The organism is Streptomyces sp. NPDC002676 (assembly GCF_053592455.1).
Map to the genome: position 1 here is coordinate 1,369,820 of NZ_JBSFVT010000001.1, position 24,361 is coordinate 1,394,180.

Genomic DNA, 24,361 nt, shown 5'->3' on the forward strand with positions numbered 1-24,361 from the left:
GGGGGGTGCGGGCCACTCCCCTTGCCGTGCGGTTCTAGCCGGCCCTGCGCCTGCCGGTGAGCACCGTGGCGGCGACCAGCAGCGCGGCCAGCGAGATCAGCGCACCGGCGCCGAACGCGCTGGCCGACCCGTGGACGAGGACGGCGTCCGGTGTCCCGCCGGCGTGCCGGCTCGCCGTGCCGTACACCGTGACCAGGACGGACAGTCCGACCGTGCCGCCCAGCCACTGGAGGGTCTGGAGCAGACCGGAGGCCGCGCCCGCCTCCCGGGGCTCGACGGCGGACAGGATCATCGCGTTGAGCGGCATGAAGCTCAGACCCGTGCCGAGCCCCATCAGCAGCAGCGGGCCTAGCAGTCCGTCCGCGTACCCCTCGCCGGGCCGCAGCTGCCACAGCCATCCGGTGGCGGCGGTGACCAGCGTCATCCCGGTCAGCAGCACCGCCTTGGCGCCGAACCGGGCCAGCAGCCGGGGCACCAGCCGTACGGTCGTGAACATCACCAGGGTCAGCGGCAGGAAGGCGAGGCCCGCGCGCAACGGGCTGTAGTGGAGGGCCTGCTGGCCGACCAGGCTGAGGAAGTAGAAGGCGCCGAACATGCCGGCGGGCAGCAGCAGGATGCTCGCGTAGCCGCCGGCCCGGTCGCGGTCGGCGAACAGCCGCAGCGGCATGACGGGTTGGGCGGCCCTGGCCTCGATCAGCGCGAATCCGGCGAGGAGTGCGGCGGCGGCGGTGAAGCCGAGCAGCGCCCGGGCGTCGCTCCAGCCGTCCTCCGAGACCCGGATGAACGCGAACACCAGGGAAGTGGTCCCGGCCGTGCCGACCAGGGCGCCCGGCAGGTCGAACCGGCCCCTGTGGCGCGGGGTCTCGGTGACGAAGCGGGGCAGGGCGAGGACCAGGGCGAGGCCGATGGGCACGTTGATGAGCAGGGCCCAGCGCCAGGACGCCCAGGAGGTGAGCATGCCGCCGAGGACCAGGCCGAGCGAGCTGCCGATGCCCGCCATGGAGGAGTAGACGCTCAGGGCGTGGTGCCGGCGGGGGCCCTCGGGGAAGTTGGTGGTGATCAGGGCGAGGGTGCTCGGGGCGATCAGGGCGGCGCCGACGCCCTGGAGCGTACGGGCCGCGAGCAGCCAGCCGCCCTCGGTGGCGATGCCGCCGAGCAGGGAGGACAGGGCGAACAGCACGGCGCCGGTGGCGAGGGCGCGGCGACGGCCGACGACGTCGCCGATCCGCCCGCCGAGCAGCAGCAGGCCGCCGAAGGCGAGGGTGTAGGCGTTGAGGACCCAGGACAGGCCGGTGCGGCTGAAGTGCAGGCCCTGCTGGATGTCGGGCAGTGCCACGTTGACGACGGTGGAGTCGACGCCGACCATCAGGTAGGCGGTGACGATGACGAGGAGGGTGGTGCCGAGCCTCGCGGGAGGCACGGGCGCCAAGGGCGCCTCGGTGAGGGTGGACGGTGCGGACGGGGTGGACATGAGGGTCTCCCGGTCTGGGTGTCCCCGGGCGTGACGGCATGCCGCGGGCAGGGATGAGCTGCCCGGCGGAACGTGATGACGACATAACCGGGGACTGTCTCCGTTTCGATGTCGGATAAAATACGGAGGCAGTCCCCGCTTTGCAAGGAGTTACTTGATGACGCAGGTCAGGCCCATGCGCGCGGACGCTCGGCGCAACTACGAGCGATTGCTGAAGGCTGCCTTCGAGGCCTTCGCCGAGCACGGGGAGAACGCGTCACTCGACGACATCGCCAAGCGGGCGGGCGTGGGCTCGGGCACGCTCTACCGGCACTTCCCGACCCGGCAGGCGCTGCTGGAGGCCGCGTACGTGGACCGGATCGAGGAGATCGCGGCACGGGCCGACGAGCTGGCCAAGGAACTGCCGCCCGGTGAGGCGCTGACGCAGTGGCTGTACGAGCTGGGGGTCGCCACGATCCAGTTGCGGGGGCTGAAGACCCTGCTGGGAGCCGCGGTCAAGGACGGCAGCTCGGTGGCGCTGACCGCTTGCGGTACGGCCGTGAAGGGCGCGGCGGCGCGGCTGGTGGAGGCGGCGCAGGCGGCGGGCGTGCTGCGGGACGACCTCGAACCGGTCGAGGTCCTGCGGCTGGCGCACGGCGTGGCCACGGCGTCGGAACTGGCGGACGGGCAGGGCAGCCAGATCCGCCGGTATCTGACCCTGCTGACGGAGGGGCTGCGGCCGTAGGGACCGCGGGCGGGTACGCGGCTGCGGGCGGTCGTGCGTACGACGGCCCGCAGCGGTGGTTCCTCGGCTGCTACAGGGCGCGCGCCCCCGGTTCCACCATGTTCCGCACCGTCCGGGCCTTCACGAACTCGCCCAGCGCCGTCATGTCCCACTCCCCGGAGAACTGCCGGACCAGCTTGGCCATCATCACGCCCGTCTCCGGCTCGGCGTGGGTGAGGTCGAAGCGGACCAGTTCCTCGCCGGTGGTCGCGTCCAGCAGGCGGCAGTAGGCCTTGGCGACGTCCGTGAACTTCTGCCCGGAGAAGGAGTTGACGGTGAAGACCAGCCCGGTGACCTCCTGCGGAAGCCGGCCGAGGTCGACCGTGATCACCTCGTCGTCGCCCGCGCCCTCGCCGGTGAGGTTGTCACCGGAGTGCTTGACCGCGCCGCCCAGGATCGTCAGCTTGCCGAAGTAGCAGCTGTCGATGTGGTTGCGCTGCGGGCCGTAGGCCATGACGGAGGCGTCCAGGTCGATGTCCGCGGCATGGAACGCCGGCTCCCAGCCGAGGCCCATCTGCACCTGGGAGAGCAGCGGACGGCCGCCCTTGACGAGGGACACGGTCTGGTTCTTCTGGAGGCTGACCCGCCCCTTGTCGAGGTTGACCTTCCCCGCGCCCGGCGCCGCGGCGGGCGGCGGCGGGGTCACCGGCTGCTGCGCCGGGGCGGTGGGTGCCGCGGCGGCGGGCGCCGAGGCGGCAGGGGCCGGCTCCTCGACCGTCACTCCGAAGTCGGTCGCGATGCCCGCGAGCCCGTTGGCGTACCCCTGGCCGACCGCGCGGGCCTTCCAGGCGCCGCCCCTGCGGTAGATCTCCACGACCACCAGCGCCGTCTCCGTGCCGAGCTGCGGCGGGGTGAACGTGGCCAGCACCGAGCCGCCGTCCGCGTCACGGATCGTGGCCGTCGGCTCGATGCCCTGGAAGGTCTGCCCGGCCGCGTCGGGGCTCGCGGTGACGACGATCTTCTCGATGTCCGGCGGGACCGCGCCGGTGTCGACGATGATCGCGTCGGGCGCGGCGCCACCGCCGGACCGGTACGTCACGCCCGGCCCGGCTGCTTGGTTGTAGAAGATGAAGTCGTCATCGGAACGCACCTTGCCGTCGGCGGTGAGCAGCAGGCCCGACACATCGAGCCGCACCGGAGCGGCGACGTCCACCGCTACTCGGGCGGCGGAGAGGGCGATGTTCGAGCCTGGGGTCATAGCTGTCATGCCGGGTGAACGAACGACACCGCTTTACCGTTCCCTTACCCGCCCCCGATCGGCCGAGGGCCCCGACCCCGGCTCAGTACGGCCAGATCGGCGGGTCGTTCACGAAGTGCCCGCCCAGGTGGCTGTGGGCCGGGTTCTCCGGATCCAGCTCGCCCTGCTCGGCGATCAGCTTCCCGGCGTACGGCTCGGAGTCGTCCTGCGGCTCGTAGCCGAGCGCCCGCGCGGTCGACAGGTCCCACCACAGGCGCGTGTTGGCCGAGGAGCCGTGGACGACCGTATGGCCGACCCCTTCGGCGGTCAGGGCCGCGTGGAAGAGACGGGCGCCGTCGGCCGGGCTCATCCACACCGAGAGCATGCGCACGCTGGTCGGCTCCGGGAAACAGGAGCCGATGCGCACGGAGACGGTCTCCAGGCCGTGCCTGTCCCAGTAGAGCTGGGCCAGGTCCTCGCTGAAGGACTTGGACAGGCCGTAGAAGGTGTCCGGGCGGCGCGGGGTGTCGACCGGGATCAGCGGCTCGCCCGCGCGCGGGGCCGGGGTGAAGCCGACGGCGTGGTTGGAGGAGGCGAAGACGATGCGCGGCACACCCTCCAGACGGGCGGCTTCATAGAGGTTGTACGTGCCCTCGATGTTCGCCTTCAGGATCTTCTCGAACGGCGCCTCCAGGGAGATGCCCGCGAGGTGCAGGATCGCGTCCACGCCCCGTACCGCCTCGCGCAGCGCCCCCTTGTCGCCGAGGTCCGCGGTGATCGCGTCCGGCTCGCCCTCGACGCGGCGCACGTCGAACAGGCGCAGCGTGTAGCCGTACTCCGGCAGCAGGGACCGCATCAGGGTGCCGAGTCCGCCGGCGGCGCCGGTGAGCAGAACGGTGCGGGGAGCGGGCATCCTCGGCTCTCCTCGTGGACGGCGTTCACATCCGTGGACACGCTAGGGAGTTGCGTCGTCCACCGTCAAGTGTCGCGTGATGTGCGTGAATCCAGGCCGGTGTTGCAAGTCTGCCCGCTTGACCTGCAGGGGCGACGGAACTGTGCCTGTATCACGCCGGGTTGGCGTCCGACCCGGACCTCGCGGCGGTGCGCGAAGCGCTGTCGGCGCTGTCGGCCCGCTGGGCCGACGGGACCAGCGAGGCGGCCGTGGCGAGCAGCCCCAGGCCGTAGAGAGGCAACAGCAGCCCGGGACCGGCCAGTTCGACCAGACCGGCCCCGACGGCCAGCCCGAGCACGTTCGGCGTGAACATCAGCGTGTTGGCGGTGGCCGTCGCCCTGCCGAGCAGCGGCCCCGGGGTCTCGCGCTGCACCGCGGTGAGCGCGGCGATCAGGACACAGGGCAGGCCGAGGCCGGTCGCCGCGGCGGACACCAGGGCCGCCGTGTCCGACGGCACGGCCCGCGCGGCCACCGCGAGCCCCACCAGCGCGGTCCCGGCCGCCGCGAACCGACGCGCGCCGAGCCGCCGCAGCGCCGGCCCGGACACCAGCCCGACCGTCACCGAGCCGACGCCCTGGACGGCGTACAGCACGCCCACGTAGGCGGGGGAGTGGCCGAGGCGGTCCACGACGGCGTAGGTCATCGTGCTGCTCAGGGCGCCGAAGAGCATGGTCGCACCGCCGGCCCGGACCAGTGCCCGCAGCCCGGGGTGCCCCCACAGGTGGCGGACGCCGTCGGCGGTCTCCTGCCGCCAGTCGGCGCCGGACCGCACGGGCCGCTCCTCGCGCACGCGCAGCAGGGCGCACAGCCCGGCCCCGCACACGCAGCTGATCGCGTCCAGCACGGCGACGCTCGCCCCGCCGTACGCCGAGTACAGGGCGGTGCCCGTCAGCGGGGCCACGAGCTTCATGCCCTCGTCGGCGGTCATGCGCAGCCCGTTGAAGTCGCCGAGCAGGTCGGGGCCGACCGCGGCGGCCACCAGCGCCGACGAGGCCGCGTACTGGATCACACCGGCGACGCCGTACACGAACAGCACGGCGAACAGCAGCCACAGGCGGCCCGGGGAGTTCACCGTGCACAGGGTGAGCAGCAGGCCGGCCAGACTCAGCTCGGTGGCGATGAGCAACGGCTTACGGCGCACCCGGTCGGCGATCGTGCCGAGCGCCGGCCCGGCCAGGGTGGGTGCCCACATGGCGAGCATGCAGAGCGCGGCCAGGCCGTCGGAACCGGTGAGGTCCTTGACCCACACCCCCGACGCCAGCCACAGCGAGGAGGTGCCGAAGCCGGACACCACCACGCTCGCCAGATAGAGCCCCGCGTTACGGTCCCGCAGCACGCGGGTCACGGTCCAGGAAGTCGTCATGCCTGACGATCGTGGGCCTAAGGGGGGTGCCTACGGATCGGGAAGCTGCCCTAGGTCAGGACCTGGACCGGCCGTACGAGGAGGTCAGGGCTGGTCGTACCAGGCGAGGGACTGGATCCGCCAGCCCTCGGGGGTGCGCACGAACTGGAGGTTCTTGGTGCCCCCGCCCTCGAACGGCTCGCCGTTCATGACCCCGGACTTGCGGTACTCCCCGGTCCGCGCCGCGATGCCGCCCACGATCTCGGTCCGCTCGGTGGTCTCCCACTCGGAGAACTCGGTCAGCCGGCCGTCGGTCAGCAGCGCGCGCCGGGGTTCGATGAACTCGTCGACCGTGTAGACCGCGAACCCGGGGCCCGTACAGGTGATCAATCCCTGGGGGAGGAACAGCCGGCGTATCCGGTCCACGTCGGGGGCCTTGCCGCCCCGGTTGTCGAAGGCGCCGAAGAACTCGGCGGTCAGCGCGTCGATCTCGATCTTGGACATGGCGTCACGGTAACCACGGCGGGGGCCGGTGCCGATGAGTTTCCGTGCTCCGGCCGGTCTCTCCTGCGTACTGGTATGGCAACTCATAAGGAGCGAGGGATGACCATCGTCGACCTGGGCCCGCAGGCCCGGATCGTGGCGCGGCTGGCCGGCGCGGTGACGGACGAGCAGCTGTCGGCCGCGACGCCGTGTCCGGACTACGCCGTGCGCAACCTGCTGGCCCACATCCACGGACTGTCCGTCGCCTTCCGTGACGCCGCCCGCAAGAACTTCGGGCCGACGACCGACACCAGCCCGAACGCGAGCATCCCGGACCTCGGGCCCGGCTGGCGTGAGGAACTGCCCAAGGCGCTGGACGAGCTGGCCGACGCCTGGCGCGACCCGGACGCCTGGACCGGCGACACCCGCGCGGGCGGCGTGAACCTGCCCGGCGCGGTCGCCGGTGCCGTCGCGGCCGACGAGCTGGTGATCCACGGCTGGGACCTGGCCCGCGCGACCGGCCTGCCCTACGAGCCCGACCCGGCCGCCCTGGAGTCGGCCCACGGTTTCCTCCTCGTCGCGACCGACCCGAGCGCCGGCAAGGGCCCCTTCGGCCCGGTCGTCCCGGTCCCGACGCAGGCCCCGCTGCTGGACCGGGCGGTGGGCCTGAGCGGCCGGGATCCGGGATGGCGGGGGTAAGCGGACGCGACGGGAACAACCGGGCTGTGACGCGCTGCGGGGCACTGCACCCCGCAAGGGCGTCACACGGCTCGTTCCGCCGGCTCCAGGGCTCGCCGAGCGAGCCACAGGCCGTTGTGAGGATGCCCGCCTTCTCGTCCGGGAGAGGGCGGGCGTCGTCGTTGGCTCTTCGCGGGGAAATCGAACCCCGGCCCCCGCGCGGCGTCGTACTCTCCCCCCATGCCCATCACGCTCACTGTCCTCGGTACCGCCTCCCCGCACCCAGGCCCGGACCGTCCCTGCTCCGGGTACCTGGTCTCCGGCGGCGGTGCCGAGGTGTGGGTGGACGCGGGGCCGGGATCGTTCGCCGCGTTGCAGCGGTACACGAACCCCGCCCGGCTCACCGCGATCTGGATCTCCCATCTGCACGCCGACCACAGCGCCGACCTGCTCTCCGCCGCCTACGCCTTCGCGTACGGCGGGATGACCCCGGCCGCCCCCGTCCCCGTGTACGCCCCGCAGGAATGCGCCCTGCGGCTGGGCAGCTTCTTCGGGCGGGCGGACGTCGACTTCCTCAAGGAGGTCCTCGAGTTCCGGCCTCTCTACGACGGCCACGACGTCCGGCACTGGAACCTCCGGCTGACCACCCGCGCCGTCGCCCACGGCACCGAGGCGTACGGGCTGCGCGCCGAGTGCCAGGGCAGCGTGCTCGCGTACTCGGGAGACAGCGGGCCCTGCCCCGCCCTCACCCAACTCGCCACCCGCGCCGACCTGTTCCTGTGCGAGGCGGACATCGACGCGCATCACGAAGGCGCACAGGTGCATCTGACGCCGGAGGACGCCGGACGGGTGGCCCGGGAGGCGCATGTGCGCGAACTGCTCGTCACCCATGTGGGGCCCGGCCTCACCCGCGAGGAGGCCACCGCCCGCGCCGCCGAGTTCTCCGACCGGCCCACCTTCGCCGCCGTCGAGGGTGACGTCCGGACCTTCTGAGCGGGCAACTCCCCGTCGGACGGCGGCTCCCCTGCCCTGCACCATGCTCCTGACCACGGTCAGTACGACCACCGGCGTGACGGTGAACTGTCGGCAACAGGCAGGTGTGCGAGGCCCGTTCGGACCCCGCGAAACCCATGGCTTGATATCGATCGGGCAACGGGTCTCGCGCTACCCATGGTGACGCGCGTAGAAAACCTGTCATGCATAAATCACTTCGCATCGCGGCCGTCACCGCCGCCTGCGCCCTCGCCGCCGGCGCCCTGTACGGCGCCGGCGCGGCCACGGCCGACCAGTCGACGGCCAACTCGACGCAGGAGCCGTACAACATCGGCCAGCTCGTCAAGGACATCGACGCCTACTACGGCACCCACGCCGACGCGGGCGGTGTCTACCAGGCCTCTCCCGACAGCCAGTACGCCCAGGACCTGGCGGACATCGACGCGGACGCCAAGCGCTACATCGACAAGGCGGCCCGCAAGGCCCAGCGCTGGGGCGAGAAGCCCGCCGTCGTCTTCGACATCGACGACACGCTGCTGCTCAGCCTCGACTACGAGAAGCGCTACAACTACACGTACAACCCCACCACCTGGGCCGACTACGTGAACCGCGCCGACCGCCCGGCCGTGTTCGGCAGCCCCGAGCTGGTGCAGTACGCCGAGTCCAAGGGCGTCGAGGTCTTCTACAACTCCGGGCTCGGCGAGTCCCAGCGCGCCGCCGCCGTCGCGAACCTGAAGAAGATCGGCGCCGACGTGAACCTCGACACCGACCACATGTTCCTCAAGGACAAGGCCAACCCGCCGGCCTACCTGAGCGACTGCGCCACCCCGGGCAACTGGACCTGCACGACGGTCCAGTACAAGTCGGGCACCCGCGAGCACATCGAGGACGACCTCGGGTACACGATCATCGCCGACTTCGGCGACCAGTACTCGGACCTCGACGGTGGTTACACCGGCCGCACCTACAAGCTGCCGAACCCGACGTACTTCGTGTCCTGACGCGCTCGGTCAGTCAGCCGTGGGCGGCTTCGCGCCGCCCACGGTGGCGTCGTACGGCGCGAAGCCGCCCTTCGAGCCACATTCCGTAACACGGTGAAAACCTGAAACGGGTTCTGTAAGGGAACAATCCAGCCAGCATCCGCACACTGTTCAACCGGTAATGAGGAGTTGGCCATGTCCCAGACACAGAAAGTGGATCAGCGGCAGGGCGCCCTGCCACCTGCCCGCAACGGACTCGACCAGTACTTCAGAATCTCCGCACGGGGATCCAGCTTCGGCCGGGAGATACGCGGCGGCTTCGCCACGTTCTTCACGATGGCCTACATCCTTGTCCTGAATCCGATCATCCTGGGCAGCGCCAAGGACAAGTACGGCCACTCCCTCGACACCGGCCAACTCGCCACCGCCACCGCGCTGGTGGCCTGCGTGATGACCGTCGCCATGGGCGTCGGCGGTAACCTGCCGCTCGCCATCGCCGCCGGACTCGGCCTCAACGCCGTCGTCGCCTTCCAGCTCGCCCCGCTGATGACCTGGTCCGACGCGATGGGCCTGGTCGTCCTCGAAGGCATCGTCATCTGCGTGCTGGTGCTCACCGGACTGCGGCGGGCCATCATGGACGCGATCCCGCATCAGCTGAAGCAGGCCATCGGCGTCGGCATCGGCCTGTTCATCGCCTTCATCGGCTTCGTCGACGCGGGCTTCGTCAGCCGCATCCCGGACGCCGCGCACACCACCGTGCCCGTGCAGCTCGGCGCCGTCGGCCGTCTCACCGGCTGGCCCGTGCTCGTGTTCTGCCTCGGCGTGCTGCTGACCGTCGCGCTGCTCGCCCGCAAGGTGAAGGGCGCGATCCTCATCAGCATCGTGACCATGACGGTCGTCGCGATCGTCATCAACGCCCTCGCGGACATCAAGAGCTGGGGCCTGACCACCCCGAAGGTCCCGGACAAACTCGTCGCCGCCCCGGACTTCGGGCTCATCGGTCACTTCAACCTGTTCGGCGGCTTCGCGAAGGCCGGCGTGCTCACCACCGTCCTGCTCGTCTTCACCCTGATCCTGTCGGACTTCTTCGACGCCATGGGCACGATCGTCGGCATCAGCGCCGAGGCCGGGCTGCTGGACGAACGGGGGCAGGTGCCGGGCATCGGCCGCGTCCTGTTCATCGACGGTGCCGCCGCCGTGGCCGGCGGGCTCGGCTCCGCCTCCTCCAACACCGCCTACATCGAGTCCGCGGCCGGCGTCGGCGAGGGCGCCCGCACCGGCTTCGCCAACCTGGTCACCGGCGCAATGTTCGGCCTGGCGCTCTTCCTCACCCCGCTGCTCACCATCGTCCCGCTCCAGGCGGCGGCGCCCGCGCTGATCGCGGTGGGCTTCCTGATGATGACCCACGTCAAGCACATCGACTGGGACAACTACGAGATCGCCGTCCCGGCGTTCCTCACCATCGCCGCGATGCCGTTCACCTACTCCATCACCGACGGCATCGGCGCGGGCTTCCTGGCCTACGTCGTCATCAAGACGGTCCTGGGCAAGGCGAAGGAGGTCAACTGGCTGCTCTGGGGCGTCTCGGCGCTGTTCCTGGTGTACTTCGCGATCGATCCGGTGGAGCAGATCCTCGGGGTCAAGTGAGGTCCGAGGGGGCAGCTGCCGCCGCGAACTGCCCCCGGCGCCTACTTCAGCGCCGCCTTCATCATCGCCTTCGCCACGGGCGCCGCCAGCCCGTTGCCGCTGACCTCCGAGCGGGCTGCGTCCGACTGCTCGACCATCACGGCGACGGCGACCTCCTTGCCGCCGGAGTCGGACTTGCCGTAGGACGTGAACCAGGCGTACGGCGTCTTGCTGTTGTTCTCGCCGTGCTGGGCGGTACCGGTCTTGCCGCCGACGGTCACCCCGTCGATCAGCGCGTTCGTACCGGTGCCGTCCTTCACCACGGTCTCCATCGCCGACTGCAGCTGCTCGGCGGTGGAGGAGCTGATGATCTGCGAGGTGCCGGCGTCGTCGTCGTAGTTCTTCAACACATCACCGCCACCATCGGTGAGCTGCGACACCATATGCGGCGAGACCAGCTTGCCGCCGTTGGCTATGGTCGCCGACACCATGGCCATCTGGAGCGGGGTCGCGGTGACGTCGAACTGGCCGATGCCGGACAGAGCGGTCTGCGGCTTGTCCATGTCCGACGGGTACACGCTGGCGTAGGCGCGCACCGGGACGTCCTGCTTGTCGTCGTTGAAGCCGAACTTCTCGGCCATGTCCCGGACCTTGTCCTGGCCGAGGTCGACGGCCAGCTTGCCGAAGACGTTGTTGCAGGAGTACTGCAGAGCCTTGCGAAGCGAGGCGTTCTTGCAGGGAGCCGACTTGTTCTCGTTCACCAGGGGCCGCGTCGTGCCCGGCGCGGTGTACGGGTCCGGGCTGTCGGTCGGGTCGTCCACGTTCTTGTAGCGGCCGTCCTCCAGCGCGGCTGCCGCCACGACCAGCTTGAACGTCGAGCCCGGCGGCAGCGGCTGGCGCAGCGCGCGGTTGGTGAGCGGCTTGTCCTTGTCCGCGTTGAGGCTCTTCCAGGCGGAGCCGGCCGTATTGGCGTCGGTGAGCGGCGTGGGGTCGTACGACGGGGTCGACACCACCGCGAGGATCCGGCCGGTCTTCGGGTCGATCGCGACGGCCGCGCCCTTGTTGCCGCCCAGCGCGGCGTACGCCGCCTTCTGCACGGCCGGGTCGATCGTCGTCACCACGTCGCCCGGGTCGGCCCGCTTGCCGGTGAGGGTGTCCATCACCGTCTTCAGCCGGCTGTCCGTCCCGTTGAGCACGTCCTTGTAGATGCCCTCCAGCTGGGTCGGGGAGTACGCCTGCGAGGCGTAGCCCGTCACCGCCGCGTACAGCTCGCCGTCCTTGTAGGTGCGCTTGTACGCGAGGTCGCCCCCCTTCGTCCGAGCGGAGCCGGTGATCGCGTCTCCGGCCACGATGATGTTCCCCAGCGGCCGCGAGTACGTCTCGATCGCGTTGCGCCGGTTCTTGTTGTCTTCCGCGAGGGCCTTGCCGTCGTAGAACTGCACCCAGGTCGCCCTGACCAGCAGAGCGAGCACGAGCAGCAGCGCGAAGACGGACGCCCGCCTGATCGTCTTGTTCATTCCGCCCGTGAAGACGACCGGGACGGGCAGGATCGTTCCCGTACGCCCGGATTTCTCATCGGGTGTTCAGGAACCGGCTCCTAGAGCCGCCGCGTCGCCATGCTCAGCCGGTCCCGGGCGTCGAACAGGGCGTCCTTGATCATCTGTTCGCGGGCCGGGGTCAGCCGGGCCACCGGGACCGAGCAGCTGATGGCGTCGCGGGCCGGGGTGCGGTAGGGGATCGCGACGCCGAAGCAGCGCAGGCCCAGTGTGTTCTCCTCCCGGTCGACCGCGAAGCCCTGCTCCCGGACCTGGTGCAGCTCCTCGATGAGCTTCTCCCGGTCGGTGAGGGTGTGCTCGGTGAGCGCGGGCAGGGTCTGAGGCAGCAGCTTGCGCACCTGCTCGTCGGTGTACGTGGCGAGGATCGCCTTGCCGAGGGAGGTGGAGTGCGCGGGCAGCCGGCGGCCGACCCTGGTGAAGGGGCGCAGATGGTGCTGGGACTGGCGGGTGGCGAGGTAGACGACGTTCGTGCCGTCGAGGCGGGCCAGGTGGATGGTCTCCGTGGTGTCGTCCGAGAGGCGGTCCAGCGTCGGGCGGGCCGCCGCCACCACCTCGTCGCCGTCGATGTACGACGTGCCGACCAGCAGCGCGCGCACCCCGATGCCGTACCGGGTGCCGGTGGCGTCCGTCTCCACCCAGCCCAGTTCCACGAGCGTGCGCAGCAGCATGTACAGGCTGGACTTCGGGTAGCCGACGGCTTCCTGGACGGCCGCGAGGGAGTGCATCCCGGGCTTGCCGGCGAAGTACTCGAGCAACTCGACGGTCCGCACCGCGGACTTGACCTGCGCCCCGCCTGTCTCGCCTGCCGCCATCGCCCCTTGACCCCTTCAATCGCCGGGAAATAGTCTCCGAGCAGCGTATTCATCATCAGAGACAGTGTTCAGCATATCGAACACTGCTGTTGGCCGGCCTAGGCAATGCGGCCTTGACTGGAGGGACCCGCGGTGGCAGCAGCACCAGTCTGGAGTGTCGACCCGCGCACCGGGAAGCAGCGCGAACAGGTTGCGGTCGAGGCCACAGCCCAGGAGGTGGACGAGGCCGTCGAGGCGGCCCACGCCGCGCGCGGCGCCCTCGCCGACCGCACGGTCCGCGCCGCCTTCCTGCGCTCGGCCGCCGCGGGCCTGGACGCGGCCCGCGACCAGCTGGTCGAGGCCGCCGACGCCGAGACCGCCCTCGGCCCGGTCCGGCTGACCGGCGAACTGGCCCGCACCACCTACCAGTTGCGGGCCTTCGCCGCCATCGTCGACGAGGGCGCCTTCCTCGACGTCGTCATCAACCACCCCGACGACACCGCCACCCCGCCCATCCCGGACCTGCGCCGCTACAAGGTCCCGCTCGGCGTCGTCGCCGTCTACTCCGCCTCCAACTTCCCCTTCGCCTTCTCCGTCGCAGGCGGCGACACCGCGAGCGCGCTGGCCGCGGGCTGCCCGGTCGTCGTCAAGGCCCACCCCGACCACCCGGCCCTGTCCGAGCTGGTCGCCAAGGTGCTGCGCCGGGCAGCCGCCGAGCACGGCATCCCCGCGGGCGTCGTCGGCCTCGTCCACGGCTTCGAGGCGGGCGTCGAGCTGATCCGGCACCCGAAGACCGCCGCCGCCGGCTTCACCGGTTCGGTCCGCGGCGGCCGGGCCCTCTTCGACGCCGCCGCCGCGCGCCCGGTGCCGATCCCGTTCCACGGCGAGCTGGGCTCGCTCAACCCGGTGATCGTGACCGAGGCCGCCGCGGCCGAGCGCGCGGAGGCCATCGGCGCCGGGCTCGCAGGGTCCATGACCCTCGGCGTCGGCCAGTTCTGCGTGAAGCCCGGCCTGGTCCTGGTGCCGGCCGGCGCGGCGGGCGACGGCCTGGTCAAGGCCCTCACCGACGCCGTCAGCGACACCGAGGCCGGGGTGCTGCTCGACCACCGCATGCGGGACAGCTTCCTCGCGGGCGTGGCCGAGCGCGGTGCACTGCCCGACGTCGAGTCCCCGGTCACCCCGGGCGCCGGCGGCGCGCACACGGTCAGCGCCGGGTTCCTCACGGTGCCGGCGAGCAGGCTGACCGAGGAGGGCGCGTACGACGTGCTCCTGGAGGAGTGCTTCGGGCCGGTCACGGTGGTGGCCCGCTACGAGGACGACACCGAGGCCGCCGCCGTCCTCTCCCGCCTGCCCGGCAACCTCACCGCGACGGTGCAGCTTTCGCAGGAGGAGGCGGCCGGTGCGGGCCGGGGTGCGGAGATCCTCGCCGAACTCACCCCGCTCGCCGGCCGCGTGCTCGTCAACGGCTGGCCGACGGGCGTGGCGGTGGCCCCCGCCCAGCACCACGGAGGGCCGTACCCGGCGACCACCTCCACCTCGACCTCCGTGGGCGGTACGGCCATCGAGCGGTGGCTGCGGCCGGTCGCCTACCAGAACGCCCCCGAGGCGCTGCTGCCGAAGGAACTGCGCGACGACAACCCCCTCGGGCTTCCCAGGCGGTTCAACGGGGTTCTGGAGCGGTAGCGCAAGCTCACGAAGAAAGGCGCGTCGGTGAACGGGCCTGGGCCGCGGTTCCGTCCGGAGTACTCCCCGGACGGAACCGCGGCCCGTGACCGCTCGTCCTTCCCTGCATGATCAGTGAACGCGTGACCGGTGCCCTGGTGATCCGCACCGCCCTGCCCGCCGAAGCCGAGGTCATCGCCGATCTGCACGTCCGGGCGCGCTCGACCTACTACCCGGACGGGCTCCCGCCGGCCGACTTCGACTGGGTCGAGGTCTGGCGCGGTTCCATCGAGCGTCCCGAGGCACATGTGCTGTGCGCCGTGGAGCAGGGCCGGATCGTCGGCATCGCCTCCTTCCGTACCCCGGAGGGCGCACCGGCGGAAACGGTCAAGCTGTTCCAGTTCCACGTCGACCCGGGCCACTGGCGCGCCGGCATCGGTACGGCCCTGCACGCGGCCTGCGTGGAGGAGTGGCAGGTCGACGGCAAGCGGACGGCCGTACTCGACGTCCATACGGACAACGCCCGAGCCCAGGCCTTCTACGCCCGCCAGGGCTGGATCCCCGACCCGGAGAACCCGCCGGCCGAGGGCGACCACCACCTCTTCCTGCGCTTTTCCGTGCCCGGGGAATGAACATCGCTGATTGAACGTTCACGTACTGGCCGGAGAGAGCCTCCGCGCCCGTACGACCTGGAGAGAGCCGAAGACATGCGCGTCGAGATCTGGAGCGACATCGCCTGCCCCTGGTGCTACGTGGGCAAGGCCCGCTTCGAGAAGGCGCTGGCCGCGTTCCCGCACCGCGACGAGGTCGAGGTGGTGCACCGCTCCTTCGAGCTGGACCCGGGCCGCGCCAAGGGCGATGTGCAGCCGGTGCTCACCATGCTCAGCCGGAAGTACGGCATGAGCGAGGCGCAGGCCCAGGCCGGCGAGGACAACCTCGGCGCCCAGGCCGCCGCCGAGGGTCTGGACTACCGCACCCGGGACCGCGACCACGGCAACACCTTCGACATGCACCGCCTGCTGCACTTCGCCAAGGAGCACGGCAGGCAGGACGAGCTGATCCAGATCCTGTACCGGGCCAACTTCGCCGAGGAGCGGTCGGTCTTCAGCGAGGGCGACGAGCGCCTCGTCGAGCTGGCTGTGGCGGCCGGTCTCGACGCCGAGGCCGCCCGCGCGGTGCTCGCCGACCCGTCCCGCTACGCCGACGAGGTCCGCGCGGACGAGAGCGAGGCCGCCCAGCTCGGCGCCACCGGCGTGCCCTTCTTCGTCCTCGACCGCACCTACGGCGTCTCCGGCGCCCAGCCCGCCGAGGTCTTCACCCGGGCGCTGACCCAGGCGTGGGGCGAGCGCTCTCCGCTCAAGCTCGTCGACCAGGGAGTCGGCGACGGGGGCGACGCCTGCGGGCCGGACGGGTGCGCCGTTCCGCAGCAGTGAGAAACCGCAGGTCGCGGCCGATGTATAAGCCGCGCTAAGCGGACCCACGTAAAAATTCGCAATGGACGGGGAGTTCCGCGGGCCGCAGAGTGGACTCATGGAGACCACGGAGATCACGGAGACGTTCGACAGCCTCGTCCGCGCCGAGTTCACCCCGAAGAACACGTATCTGAACACCGCGAGCAGCGGCCTGCTCCCGGCGCGTACCGTGGCCGCCCTTCGGGAGGCCGTGGCGATCCGGGCCGAGGGCAGGCCGCTGGACCTGCTGTTCGAGGACGTCGAGGTCGCCCGGGCGGCCTACGCCCGGCTGGCCGGCGTCCCGGTCGCACGCGTGGCGGCGGGCGCCTCGGTCGCCGCCCAGACGGGGCTGATCGCCGCGGCCCTGCCCACCGGCGCCGAAGTCCTCACCGCCGAGGACGACTTCACCTCCGTGGTGAACCCCTTCCACATCCGCGGCGACCTCAAGGTGCGCGCCGTGCCGCTGGAGCGGATCGCCGAGTCCGTCCGCCCGGGCACCGCGCTCGTCGCGGTGAGCGCCGCTCAGTCCGCCGACGGCCGGGTCGCGGACCTGCCCGCCCTGCGCGAGGCGGCCCGCGCGCACGGGGCGCGCACCTACGTCGACTTCTCGCAGGCCGCCGGCTGGCTGCCGATGGACGCCGACGCCTACGACTTCACCGTCTCCACCACCTTCAAGTGGCTGCTCGGCCCGCACGGGGCGGCCTTCCTCGTCGTGCCGGAGGACCTCGGCGAGCTGACCCCGCTGCTGGCGGGCTGGGTCGCGGCGGAGCAGCCGTGGGACAGCTGCTACGGCCCGGTCCAGGAACTCGCCCACTCCGCCCGGCGGTTCGACGTGAGCCCCGCCCTCTTCACCTTCGCCGGGCTGCGCCACTCCCTCGCCCTGATCGAGGAACTCGGCGTGGATGCCGTTCACGCTCACGACCTGGCCCTCGCCGACCGCTTCCGCGCGGGACTCGCCGCGCTCGGCCACGAAGCCCTGCCGGCTCCCGGCTCGGCGATCGTGTCGGTGCCCGGACTCGGCGATCGCCAGGGGGAGTTGAGCCGCGCCGGTATCGAGGTGTCCAACCGTGCGGGCAACCTGCGCGCGTCCTTCCACCTCTACAACACCCCCGCGGACGTGGACCGTCTGCTGGACGTGCTGTCGGGCTGAGACGAGCCCGGGCCGGAGCCTCCCGTCCCACACGAGGAGGCCCCGGCCCGGAGTTCAGGGGGGAGCTGTACGGCGGCTACCTCACCGGGGTGAAGTCCCTGGCGCCGATGAACTCCGGCCTGCGCACCGGCGCCGCGAACGGCTCCACGGCCTTGTTCTCCACGCTGTTGAACACGATGAAGACGTTGCTGCGCGGGAACGGCGTGATGTTGTCGCCGGAGCCGTGCATGCAGTTGCAGTCGAACCAGGTCGCCGAGCCGACCCGGCCGGTGAACAGCCGGATGCCGTACTCGCTCGCCAGCGAGGTCAGGGCCTCGTCGGACGGGGTGCCCGCGTCCTGCATCTGGAGCGACTTCTTGTAGTTGTCCTCGGGCGTGGCCCCGGCGCAGCCCAGGAACGTCCGGTGCGAGCCCGGCATGATCATGAGCCCGCCGTTGGTGTCGTAGTTCTCGGTCAGCGCGATCGAGACGGACACCGTGCGCATGTTCGGCAGGCCGTCCTCGGCGTGCCAGGTCTCGAAGTCCGAGTGCCAGTAGAAGCCGCTCGCGCCGAAGCCGGGCTTGACGTTGATCCGGGACTGGTGGACGTACACGTCCGAGCCGAGGATCTGCCGGGCGCGGCCGACGACCCGCTCGTCGCGCACCAGGTTCGCGAACACCTTGCTGATCCGGTGCACTTCGAAGACGGAGCGGATCTCCTTCGACTTCGGCTCGACGATCGAGCGCTCGTCGGCGCGGATCGCCGGGTCGGTGACCAGCCGGTCCAGCTCCTGCCGGTAGACCTCGACCTCGTCGGGGGTGATCAGCTGGTCGATGGCGAGGAAGCCGTCACGGTCGTACGCCTGGAGATCGGCGGCCGGGATCGGGCCCGGCGTGTCCGGGGAGCCCCAGAAGACCGGGTCCTGCCGGGGCACGGTCACCTCGGTGGTGCCGCGGGTGGGGTAGAGATCGCTGACGGTGGTCATGGGATGTCACACCTCCTCGGGCTCGGTGAGCAGGGGATAGACGCCGTTCTCGTCGTGGTCCTCCCGTCCGGTGACCGGCGGGTTGAACACGCAGATGCAGCGGAAGTCCTCCTTGACGCGCAGCGTGTGCCGCTCGTGCCCGTCGAGGAGGTACATGGTGCCGGGCGTGATCGTGTGCGTCTGCCCGGTCTCGTGGTCGGTGAGTTCGGCCTCGCCCTCGACGCAGACCACGGCCTCGATGTGGTTGGCGTACCACATCGACGTCTCGGTGCCGGCGTACAGGACGGTCTCGTGCAGGGAGAAGCCGACCCGCTCCTTGGCGAGGACGATCCGCTTGCTCTCCCAGGTGCCGGACTTGGCCCTGACGTGCCGGTCGGTTCCTTCGATGTCCTTGAACGATCGGACGATCACGGTGCTGTGCTCTCTCCTGGTCGGTCGGGCGGTCCGGGGCGGACGGTCTGGGTCAGAGGGTCGCGGTCGGACGGTGGCGGTCAGACGGTTTCGCGGACGGCGCGGGCGAGGATGCTCAGCCCCTCGTCCAGCTCGTCGGCGGTGATGGTCAGCGCGGGCAGCAGCTTGACGACCTCGCCCTCCGGGCCGGACGTCTCGATGAGCAGCCCGAGTTCGAAGGCGCGCCGGGCGATGCGCGAGGCCCGCTCCTTCTCGTGGAACTCCAGGCCCCACACGAGCCCGCGTCCGCGGTACTCCTTCACGTCGGCGAGGTTCTCCTCGGTGATGGAGATCAGCCCCTGCTCGACCTGCTCGCCGCGGGCGCGGGTCTGCTTCTCCATGGCGGAGCCGTCGGTCCAGTACGCCTCCAGGGCGGCGGTCGCCGTGACGAACGCGGGGTTGTTGCCGCGGAAGGTGCCGTTGTGCTCGCCCGGCTCCCAGAGGTCCAGCTCCGGCGTGAACAGGCACAGCGACATCGGCAGGCCGTAGCCGCTGATCGACTTGGACACGGTGACGATGTCGGGCGTGATGCCCGCCTCCTCGAAGGAGAAGAAGGCGCCCGTACGGCCGCAGCCCATCTGGATGTCGTCGACGATCAGCAGCATGTCCTGCCGCTCGCACAGCTCCTTCAGAGCACGCAGCCACTCGGGCCGGGCCACGTTGATGCCGCCCTCGCCCTGCACGGTCTCCACGATGACCGCGGCGGGCTTGTTGAGGCCGGAGCCCTGGTCCTCCAAGAGCCGCTCGAACCACAGGAAGTCCGGGACCGTGCCGTCGAAGTAGTTGTCGAACGGCATGGGCGTGCCGTGCACCAGCGGGATGCCGGCCCCGGCCCGCTTGAAGGCGTTGCCGGTCACGGCCAGGGACCCGAGCGACATGCCGTGGAAGGCGTTGGTGAACGACACGATCGCCTCGCGCCCCTTCACCTTCCGGGCCAGCTTCAGCGCCGACTCGACGGCGTTGGTGCCGGTCGGCCCCGGGAACATGACCTTGTACGGCAGGTCGCGCGGGCGCAGCACCAGGTCCTGGAAGGTCTGCAGGAAGGTCCGCTTGGCCGTGGTCGACATGTCCAGGCCGTGGGTGACGCCGTCCCGGGACAGATAGTCGATCAACGCCCGTTTGAGGACGGGGTTGTTGTGGCCGTAGTTGAGTGAGCCGGCCCCGGCGAAGAAGTCGAGGTACGCATGGCCGTCCTCGTCGAACATCCGGCTGCCCTGCGCACGGTCGAACACGGTGGGCCAGCCGCGGCAGTAGCTGCGCACCTCGGACTCGAGGGTCTCGAAGACGCTGAGGTCGGGCTGGGTGATGGTCACGGTGAATCGCTCCTCAGTGCGAGGTATGGGGGGTCAACGGGCCGATGCGATACAGGACTTCGGGGTCGTGCGGGCCGTCCGGGAACAGGTCGGCGGGGAACAGCACCTCGCGGGTGAGCCGGGCCCCGTGCCGGGCGGCGTACGAGGTGAACAGCCGCTCGGAGGCCGTGTTGCCGGGCGTGATGGTGGTCTCCACGCCGGTGATGCCGTGCTCGGCGGCGAGCCGGGCGGTCAGCCCGTCCAGCAGCGCGGCGGCGACACCGCGGCCGCGCTGGGCGCAGTCCACGGCCACCTGCCAGACGAGCAGGGTGCGGGGTCGGTCAGGCCGCACGTACCCGGTGACGAAACCGACCGGCTCCCCGTCCGTCCCGCGCGCCACCGCCGAGGTGCCGGCGAAGTCCCGGCACCACAGCAGATAGCTGTACGAGGAGTTCAGGTCGAGGGTTTTCGAGTCCTTGGCGATCCGCCAGAGCGCGGCTCCGTCGGCCACCTCCGGTCGGTCGATGAGCAGGTCTGCGGGTGCGGCAGTCATGCGGCACGAATTTAGCGAGGCAAATTCAGAAATGCACGGGCGTGGCGATCAGCGTGATGGTGGGGCAATGCGAAATGTCCGCATTGCCCCACCAAATATCGGGACAAAAACCCACTGATGTGGAGTGTGTCACAGCCCGGAAATCCGCCGGAAAACTCCCCGGTTTAGCCTCCAAAAAAGCGGGCAGAAGGATACGGGAAGCTGTCGTCGGTGAATTGATGAATCGATGGGAATTGTGAAGCCTATTTGAATTCAGGCCCCGGAAATTTCACGCACGGTTCGCCGGGCCGCCTCAAGGTCCACGGTCAGGCCCCGGTCGGCCAGAGCCGTTCCCAGGGCCGCCAGGGAGCGCTCCACGGCTTCCGGGGTCGCGTCGGGCCCGTAGTGGTTGACGCGGATCATCTCCTTGGGTAGGGCGCCCCCGCCGGCGGACAGGGGGAGGGCCGGGTCGTCGGCCAGGGCCTGGGTCACCAGCTCCGAGGCCGCCACGGACGGCGGGACCCGCAGGGTCGTGGCCACCGGGGCCGCGTCCGCCGCCTCGTGGACGTACGGCTCCAGGCCACCGCCCAGGGCCACGGCGCCGGCCCGCGTGGCCAGCGCGGCACTGCGGTGGCGGTTCATGACCGTGGTCGGGCCCGCCGCCTCGATCCGCTCCAGGCACGCCTCCAGCGCCAGCATCTCCAACTGGGCCGGAGCGTGCAGCAGCGCCTTGCGACCCCCGTCGATCCAGCGCTCCTTCCAGTCGAGGAGGGAGAGGTAGGAGCGGCGCGGGGCGTTCGGGTTCGCCGCCATCCGGGTCCACGCCCGCTCGCTCACCGAGATCGCCGAGACGCCCGCCGGGCCGCCCATCGCCTTCTGTGCCCCGATCACGCACAGGTCCACGCCCCACGCGTCCGGCAGCACCGGCTCCGCACCGACGGAGGCCACCGCGTCCAGGTAGAACAGTGCGCCGTGCTCCCGCACCACCTCACCGATCCCGGCGACCGGATTGGTGTTGCCGGTCGCTGCCTCCGCGTGCACGAGCGACACGAAGTCGATCTCCGGGTGCTCGGCGAACGCCTCCCGGATCTGCGCGGCCGACACCGCCGTGTGGAAGGGGACGGCGAGGTCGTGCACCGTGGCGCCGCAGTCGCGGAGCCAGTTGCCGAAGGTCTGCCCGTACGGGCCCGTGATCACGTTCAGGGCCACGGTGCCCGGTCCGGCCGCCGCGCGGATCGCCCCCTCCAGTGGCAGCAGCGCCTCGCCCTGCGTGATCACGATGTCCTGCCGGGTCTCCAGCAGCCGGGCCACCCGGTCCTCGATGGCGGCGAAGCGCTCGGCGCTCAACGGGGGCAGGTCGAGGAGGGGGTGCGTCACGGCGGTGCTCTCTCTTCGTTCTCTGTCAGCGGCAGTCGATCTTGGCTCGCGGGAGTCGACTCCATCGATCCTAGGTCCATGGGCTCGGTGACCTTGGGTTTGATTTGAGGTACTCAAACACATCCTTATAATCGGAACCCGTAGTTCACCTGGAGGAGAAGCTCATGCACACGCCGTTCGGGCGCCGGACCCGCCTACTGGCCGCCACCACCGCGACCGCCGCGCTCGCGCTCGTCGTGGCCGGCTGCTCCTCGGACAACGGGGGCGGCAAGACCACCGTCAAGGGGGTTCACCTGGTCAAGGGCGGTCAGCTGACCACCTGCACCCACCTGCCGTACCCGCCGTTCCAGTCGGAGATCAACGGCAAGGTGCAGGGCTTCGACGTCTCCCTCATCGACCTCGTCGCCAAGAACCTCGGCGTGAAGCAGGAGATCGTCGACACGCCGTTCGAGAACTTCAAGACCGGCGCCTTCCTGAACTCCGGCCAGTGCGATCTCGCCGCCGCCGGCATGACGATCACACCCGAGCGCAAGAAGAACGTCGACTTCTCCGACCCGTACTTCGAGGCCACCCAGGCCGTCCTGGTCGACAAGAGCAGCGGCATCAACTCGCTGGCGGACGTCAAGGCCAAGGGCAAGAAGCTCGGCGCCCAGGCGCAGACCACCGGCGAGGACTACGTCAAGGGCAAGGGCTACGACCCGGTCTCCTTCGAGTCCTCCGACGCCGTTCTCAACGGCCTGCGCACCGGCCAGGTCCAGGCCGTCGTCATCGACTACCCGGTCGTCCAGGGCTGGCTGAAGGACAAGGCCAACGCGGACAAGTTCAAGGTCGTCGACAACCTCAAGACCGGTGAGCAGTACGGCTTCACGGTCAAGAAGGGCAACACGGCGCTGCGCGAGGCCATCAACAAGGCCCTGAAGGACGCCAAGGCCGACGGCACCTACAAGAAGCTCTACGAGCAGTGGATCGGCCCGTACAACGCCTCCGTGGCCTCTCCCGCCGCCTCATGACCGATACGGACGTACAACTCCGGCCGAAGAAGAAGGGGCTGACGCGACGTCAGAAGCGTCGGCTGTCGCGCGGCATCCAGTACGTCGTCTTCGTCGCCGCCGTGATCGCCATCGCGGTCACGGCGGACTGGGGCCGGCTGCAGAACCAGTTCGCCCAAGGCAGCATCGCCAAGCAGATGTGGCCGGACGTCATCACGCTGGCGCTGAAGAACACCGTCCTGTTCACGGTGTCCGGCTTCGTCCTCGGGCTGGCGCTCGGCCTGGTCATCGCGCTGATGCGGCTGTCCTCCGTGGGCCCGTACCGCTGGCTGGCCGGCATCTACATCGAGATCTTCCGCGGCCTGCCCGCCCTGCTGGTCTTCGTCTTCATCGCGGTGGCCGTCCCGCTGGCCTTCCCGGGCACGGAGATCCCCGGCGGCACCTACGGCAAGGCCGCCCTCGGCCTCGGACTCATCGGTGCCGCCTACATGGCGGAGACGTTCCGCGCCGGCATCCAGGCGGTGCCCAAGGGGCAGATGGAGGCGGCCCGTTCGCTCGGCTTCTCGCCCGCGAAGGCCATGACCTCCATCATCATCCCGCAGGCCTTCCGGATCATCCTCCCGCCGCTCACCAACGAGCTGATCATGCTCTTCAAGGACTCCTCCCTGGTGCTGCTGCTCGGTGTGACCCTGGAGGAGCGCGAACTGTCCAAGTTCGGCCGCGACCTGGCCAGTACGACCGCCAACTCCACGCCGATCCTGGTCGCGGGCCTGTGCTACCTGCTGGTCACCATCCCGCTCGGCTTCGTCGCCCGCCGTCTGGAGGCCAAGGCCACGAAGGAGATCAAGTGACCCGCCCCGAGATCCGTGTCCAGGACCTGCACAAGTCCTTCGGCGACAACCAGGTGCTCAAGGGCATCGACCTGGAGATCAACCAGGGCGAGGTCGTCTGCGTCATCGGCCCCTCCGGCTCCGGCAAGTCGACGCTGCTGCGCTGCGTCAACCTGCTGGAGGAGCCCACCAAGGGCCAGGTCTTCGTCGGCGGCACCGAGGTCACCGACCCGGACGTCGACATCGACGCCGTCCGCCGCCGTATCGGCATGGTCTTCCAGCAGTTCAACCTCTTCCCGCACCTGAGCGTCACCGAGAACCTCACGCTGCCGCAGCGCCGGGTCCTCGGGCGGGACAGGGCGACCGCCGTGAGGATCGCCGCCGAGAACCTGGCCCGCGTCGGCCTCTCCGAGAAGGCGGAGGCCTACCCCTCCTCCCTCTCCGGCGGCCAGCAGCAGCGCGTGGCCATCGCCCGCGCCCTCGCCATGGGCCCCGAGGTGATGCTCTTCGACGAGCCGACCTCCGCGCTCGACCCCGAACTCGTCGGGGACGTCCTCGCGGTGATGCGCATGCTCGCGAACGAGGGCATGACGATGATGGTCGTCACCCACGAGATGACCTTCGCCCGCGAGGTCGCCGACCGGGTCGTCTTCATGGACGGCGGCGTGATCGTCGAGGACGGCAGCCCCGAGCAGGTCATCGGCAACCCGAGCCACGAGCGCACCCGGCACTTCCTCTCCCGTCTCCTGGACCCGGCGATGGCCGAGGTGGAGGAGGAGACCTCGGACCAGGTGGGAAAGTCCGAGTCCTAGCTCACTAACGGGACCGGGCCGTGGCTCACTAAGGTGCCGT

24 protein-coding genes are annotated in these 24,361 nt (G+C 70.5%); 12 read left to right on the forward strand and 12 right to left on the reverse strand.

Annotated features, from left to right (window positions below; translation table 11 throughout):
• Positions 1 to 34: 34 nt before the first annotated feature.
• The gene (locus tag ACWD3E_RS06465; RefSeq protein WP_451386370.1) at positions 35 to 1,471 is read right to left on the reverse strand and encodes an MFS transporter; all 1,437 of its coding nucleotides are present in this window, start codon (positions 1,469 to 1,471) and stop codon (positions 35 to 37) included.
• Positions 1,472 to 1,628: 157 nt separating this feature from the next.
• On the opposite strand from ACWD3E_RS06465, the gene ACWD3E_RS06470 reads away from it, so the two are divergent.
• Positions 1,629 to 2,195, forward strand: coding sequence for a TetR/AcrR family transcriptional regulator (locus ACWD3E_RS06470; protein ID WP_451386371.1), 567 nt, complete (start codon positions 1,629 to 1,631; stop codon positions 2,193 to 2,195).
• A 70-nt stretch (positions 2,196 to 2,265) separates the two neighbouring features.
• On the opposite strand, the gene ACWD3E_RS06475 is transcribed toward ACWD3E_RS06470, so the two are convergent.
• The 4 genes from ACWD3E_RS06475 to ACWD3E_RS06490 form a co-directional block, all read right to left on the reverse strand.
• Positions 2,266 to 3,432 carry a TerD family protein gene (locus ACWD3E_RS06475; RefSeq protein ID WP_451386511.1) on the reverse strand — a complete coding sequence of 389 codons (1,167 nt, stop codon included), beginning with the start codon at positions 3,430 to 3,432 and terminating at the stop codon, positions 2,266 to 2,268.
• Positions 3,433 to 3,514: 82 nt separating this feature from the next.
• Positions 3,515 to 4,324: an NAD-dependent epimerase/dehydratase family protein gene (locus ACWD3E_RS06480; RefSeq protein WP_451386372.1), complete on the reverse strand. Its 810-nt coding sequence runs from the start codon at positions 4,322 to 4,324 to the stop codon at positions 3,515 to 3,517.
• A gap of 151 nt (positions 4,325 to 4,475) precedes the next feature.
• Positions 4,476 to 5,726, reverse strand: a complete 1,251-nt coding sequence (locus tag ACWD3E_RS06485; protein WP_451386373.1) for an MFS transporter — start codon at positions 5,724 to 5,726, stop codon at positions 4,476 to 4,478.
• A gap of 84 nt (positions 5,727 to 5,810) precedes the next feature.
• Positions 5,811 to 6,209 (reverse strand): DUF4440 domain-containing protein, encoded by a 399-nt coding sequence (locus tag ACWD3E_RS06490; RefSeq protein WP_451386374.1) that lies wholly within the window; start codon positions 6,207 to 6,209, stop codon positions 5,811 to 5,813.
• 99 nt (positions 6,210 to 6,308) lie between these two features.
• Between ACWD3E_RS06490 and ACWD3E_RS06495 the strand changes: the two genes are divergently transcribed.
• From ACWD3E_RS06495 to ACWD3E_RS06510, 4 genes are all read left to right on the forward strand, one after another.
• On the forward strand, positions 6,309 to 6,887 hold the full coding sequence (locus tag ACWD3E_RS06495) for a TIGR03086 family metal-binding protein (protein WP_451386375.1): 579 nt from the start codon (positions 6,309 to 6,311) through the stop codon (positions 6,885 to 6,887).
• A gap of 219 nt (positions 6,888 to 7,106) precedes the next feature.
• Positions 7,107 to 7,859: an MBL fold metallo-hydrolase gene (locus tag ACWD3E_RS06500; RefSeq protein ID WP_451386376.1), complete on the forward strand. Its 753-nt coding sequence runs from the start codon at positions 7,107 to 7,109 to the stop codon at positions 7,857 to 7,859.
• A gap of 203 nt (positions 7,860 to 8,062) precedes the next feature.
• Complete coding sequence (locus tag ACWD3E_RS06505; RefSeq protein WP_451386377.1) at positions 8,063 to 8,860, forward strand: HAD family acid phosphatase; 798 nt, start codon at positions 8,063 to 8,065, stop codon at positions 8,858 to 8,860.
• A gap of 174 nt (positions 8,861 to 9,034) precedes the next feature.
• Positions 9,035 to 10,486, forward strand: coding sequence for an NCS2 family permease (locus ACWD3E_RS06510; RefSeq protein ID WP_451386378.1), 1,452 nt, complete (start codon positions 9,035 to 9,037; stop codon positions 10,484 to 10,486).
• A 41-nt stretch (positions 10,487 to 10,527) separates the two neighbouring features.
• On the opposite strand, the gene ACWD3E_RS06515 is transcribed toward ACWD3E_RS06510, so the two are convergent.
• Both ACWD3E_RS06515 and ACWD3E_RS06520 read right to left on the reverse strand, forming a co-directional pair.
• On the reverse strand, positions 10,528 to 11,982 hold the full coding sequence (locus ACWD3E_RS06515) for a peptidoglycan D,D-transpeptidase FtsI family protein (protein ID WP_451386379.1): 1,455 nt from the start codon (positions 11,980 to 11,982) through the stop codon (positions 10,528 to 10,530).
• Positions 11,983 to 12,062: 80 nt separating this feature from the next.
• Positions 12,063 to 12,833: an IclR family transcriptional regulator gene (locus ACWD3E_RS06520; protein ID WP_451386380.1), complete on the reverse strand. Its 771-nt coding sequence runs from the start codon at positions 12,831 to 12,833 to the stop codon at positions 12,063 to 12,065.
• Between the two features lie 132 nt (positions 12,834 to 12,965).
• Here ACWD3E_RS06520 and ACWD3E_RS06525 point away from each other — a divergent pair, with 132 nt between their 5' ends.
• The 4 genes from ACWD3E_RS06525 to ACWD3E_RS06540 all read left to right on the forward strand — a co-directional run bounded on the left by ACWD3E_RS06525 (position 12,966) and on the right by ACWD3E_RS06540 (position 17,075).
• Positions 12,966 to 14,495, forward strand: a complete 1,530-nt coding sequence (locus tag ACWD3E_RS06525; protein WP_451386381.1) for an aldehyde dehydrogenase (NADP(+)) — start codon at positions 12,966 to 12,968, stop codon at positions 14,493 to 14,495.
• Between the two features lie 107 nt (positions 14,496 to 14,602).
• A complete protein-coding gene (locus ACWD3E_RS06530) occupies positions 14,603 to 15,106 on the forward strand; it encodes an N-acetyltransferase family protein (RefSeq protein WP_451386382.1) in 504 nt (167 codons plus the stop codon).
• Between the two features lie 75 nt (positions 15,107 to 15,181).
• Entirely contained in the window at positions 15,182 to 15,907 is a 726-nt protein-coding gene (locus tag ACWD3E_RS06535; protein WP_451386383.1) for a DsbA family oxidoreductase, read from the forward strand.
• 61 nt (positions 15,908 to 15,968) lie between these two features.
• The gene (locus tag ACWD3E_RS06540) at positions 15,969 to 17,075 is read left to right on the forward strand and encodes an aminotransferase class V-fold PLP-dependent enzyme (protein WP_451386384.1); all 1,107 of its coding nucleotides are present in this window, start codon (positions 15,969 to 15,971) and stop codon (positions 17,073 to 17,075) included.
• A gap of 76 nt (positions 17,076 to 17,151) precedes the next feature.
• Here ACWD3E_RS06540 and thpD read toward each other — a convergent pair whose 3' ends face one another.
• The 5 genes from thpD to ACWD3E_RS06565 form a co-directional block, all read right to left on the reverse strand.
• Positions 17,152 to 18,039, reverse strand: a complete 888-nt coding sequence (gene thpD, locus ACWD3E_RS06545; RefSeq protein ID WP_451386385.1) for an ectoine hydroxylase — start codon at positions 18,037 to 18,039, stop codon at positions 17,152 to 17,154.
• 6 nt (positions 18,040 to 18,045) lie between these two features.
• The gene (locus tag ACWD3E_RS06550; protein ID WP_451355494.1) at positions 18,046 to 18,450 is read right to left on the reverse strand and encodes an ectoine synthase; all 405 of its coding nucleotides are present in this window, start codon (positions 18,448 to 18,450) and stop codon (positions 18,046 to 18,048) included.
• A gap of 80 nt (positions 18,451 to 18,530) precedes the next feature.
• On the reverse strand, positions 18,531 to 19,802 hold the full coding sequence (gene ectB / locus ACWD3E_RS06555) for a diaminobutyrate--2-oxoglutarate transaminase (protein WP_451386386.1): 1,272 nt from the start codon (positions 19,800 to 19,802) through the stop codon (positions 18,531 to 18,533).
• 13 nt (positions 19,803 to 19,815) lie between these two features.
• Positions 19,816 to 20,334 carry a diaminobutyrate acetyltransferase gene (gene ectA, locus ACWD3E_RS06560; protein WP_451386387.1) on the reverse strand — a complete coding sequence of 173 codons (519 nt, stop codon included), beginning with the start codon at positions 20,332 to 20,334 and terminating at the stop codon, positions 19,816 to 19,818.
• Positions 20,335 to 20,586: 252 nt separating this feature from the next.
• Positions 20,587 to 21,690 (reverse strand): pyridoxal-phosphate-dependent aminotransferase family protein, encoded by a 1,104-nt coding sequence (locus ACWD3E_RS06565; protein ID WP_451386388.1) that lies wholly within the window; start codon positions 21,688 to 21,690, stop codon positions 20,587 to 20,589.
• 164 nt (positions 21,691 to 21,854) lie between these two features.
• Here ACWD3E_RS06565 and ACWD3E_RS06570 point away from each other — a divergent pair, with 164 nt between their 5' ends.
• Genes ACWD3E_RS06570 through ACWD3E_RS06580 form a run of 3 tightly spaced genes read left to right on the forward strand, consistent with a single transcriptional unit; the run spans position 21,855 to position 24,321 of the window.
• On the forward strand, positions 21,855 to 22,700 hold the full coding sequence (locus tag ACWD3E_RS06570; RefSeq protein WP_451386389.1) for a basic amino acid ABC transporter substrate-binding protein: 846 nt from the start codon (positions 21,855 to 21,857) through the stop codon (positions 22,698 to 22,700).
• The gene (locus ACWD3E_RS06575) at positions 22,697 to 23,530 is read left to right on the forward strand and encodes an amino acid ABC transporter permease (RefSeq protein WP_451386390.1); all 834 of its coding nucleotides are present in this window, start codon (positions 22,697 to 22,699) and stop codon (positions 23,528 to 23,530) included. Before ACWD3E_RS06570 ends, ACWD3E_RS06575 begins: the two co-directional genes overlap by 4 nt.
• Complete coding sequence (locus ACWD3E_RS06580) at positions 23,527 to 24,321, forward strand: amino acid ABC transporter ATP-binding protein (protein WP_451386391.1); 795 nt, start codon at positions 23,527 to 23,529, stop codon at positions 24,319 to 24,321. Before ACWD3E_RS06575 ends, ACWD3E_RS06580 begins: the two co-directional genes overlap by 4 nt.
• Positions 24,322 to 24,361 lie beyond the last annotated feature (40 nt).

Bases quoted from the DNA above. Each gene is read 5' to 3' on its own strand.
- ACWD3E_RS06570 (WP_451386389.1), top strand. From the start codon at position 21,855: ATGCACACGCCGTTCGGGCGCCGGACCCGCCTACTGGCCGCCACCACC.
- ACWD3E_RS06500 (WP_451386376.1), top strand. From the start codon at position 7,107: ATGCCCATCACGCTCACTGTCCTCGGTACCGCCTCCCCGCACCCAGGC.
- ectA (WP_451386387.1), bottom strand. From the start codon at position 20,334: ATGACTGCCGCACCCGCAGACCTGCTCATCGACCGACCGGAGGTGGCC.
- ACWD3E_RS06510 (WP_451386378.1), top strand. From the start codon at position 9,035: ATGTCCCAGACACAGAAAGTGGATCAGCGGCAGGGCGCCCTGCCACCT.
- ACWD3E_RS06575 (WP_451386390.1), top strand. From the start codon at position 22,697: ATGACCGATACGGACGTACAACTCCGGCCGAAGAAGAAGGGGCTGACG.
- ACWD3E_RS06505 (WP_451386377.1), top strand. From the start codon at position 8,063: ATGCATAAATCACTTCGCATCGCGGCCGTCACCGCCGCCTGCGCCCTC.
- ACWD3E_RS06540 (WP_451386384.1), top strand. From the start codon at position 15,969: ATGGACGGGGAGTTCCGCGGGCCGCAGAGTGGACTCATGGAGACCACG.
- ACWD3E_RS06480 (WP_451386372.1), bottom strand. From the start codon at position 4,324: ATGCCCGCTCCCCGCACCGTTCTGCTCACCGGCGCCGCCGGCGGACTC.
- ACWD3E_RS06485 (WP_451386373.1), bottom strand. From the start codon at position 5,726: ATGACGACTTCCTGGACCGTGACCCGCGTGCTGCGGGACCGTAACGCG.
- ACWD3E_RS06535 (WP_451386383.1), top strand. From the start codon at position 15,182: ATGCGCGTCGAGATCTGGAGCGACATCGCCTGCCCCTGGTGCTACGTG.
- ACWD3E_RS06530 (WP_451386382.1), top strand. From the start codon at position 14,603: ATGATCAGTGAACGCGTGACCGGTGCCCTGGTGATCCGCACCGCCCTG.
- ACWD3E_RS06470 (WP_451386371.1), top strand. From the start codon at position 1,629: ATGACGCAGGTCAGGCCCATGCGCGCGGACGCTCGGCGCAACTACGAG.
- ACWD3E_RS06520 (WP_451386380.1), bottom strand. From the start codon at position 12,833: ATGGCGGCAGGCGAGACAGGCGGGGCGCAGGTCAAGTCCGCGGTGCGG.
- ACWD3E_RS06465 (WP_451386370.1), bottom strand. From the start codon at position 1,471: ATGTCCACCCCGTCCGCACCGTCCACCCTCACCGAGGCGCCCTTGGCG.
- ACWD3E_RS06475 (WP_451386511.1), bottom strand. From the start codon at position 3,432: ATGACCCCAGGCTCGAACATCGCCCTCTCCGCCGCCCGAGTAGCGGTG.
- ACWD3E_RS06515 (WP_451386379.1), bottom strand. From the start codon at position 11,982: ATGAACAAGACGATCAGGCGGGCGTCCGTCTTCGCGCTGCTGCTCGTG.
- ACWD3E_RS06490 (WP_451386374.1), bottom strand. From the start codon at position 6,209: ATGTCCAAGATCGAGATCGACGCGCTGACCGCCGAGTTCTTCGGCGCC.
- ACWD3E_RS06495 (WP_451386375.1), top strand. From the start codon at position 6,309: ATGACCATCGTCGACCTGGGCCCGCAGGCCCGGATCGTGGCGCGGCTG.
- thpD (WP_451386385.1), bottom strand. From the start codon at position 18,039: ATGACCACCGTCAGCGATCTCTACCCCACCCGCGGCACCACCGAGGTG.